The 246-nt window shown below is 37.0% G+C and carries 1 protein-coding gene; it reads right to left on the bottom strand.

Going from position 1 to position 246, the window contains the following annotated elements; translation table 11 throughout:
- Positions 1-246: hypothetical protein (locus tag FS608_RS31040; protein WP_222127434.1), on the bottom strand; the 246-nt coding region annotated here is incomplete at both ends.

Genomic DNA, 246 nt, shown 5'->3' with positions numbered 1-246 from the left:
AAGGTGAACTAAATGAGGAATCGTTGTTGGATTCTGTGTTTGTTGTTCAGTGATTTTATGAGGATAAAGATTGTAATCAGGAGTAGGTGGTATTTGAGGAATTGCCTTGGAAATGGGTGGGAAGAGATGGAAAGTGTTTGGGAGTGTTTGGTTTTGATTGTGGTAATGTTGGGGTGTTGATAAAGGATGAAGTTTGATTGGTTGAAAATGAGCTTCAAGTTGTTTGGAAGTAAAAAAGCTAAGAAT

The sequence above is a fragment of the Bacillus sp. X1(2014) genome (genome assembly GCF_007678255.1).
Note: the sequence above shows the minus strand (reverse complement) of the source record. Positions and strands in the feature narration are given on the sequence as shown.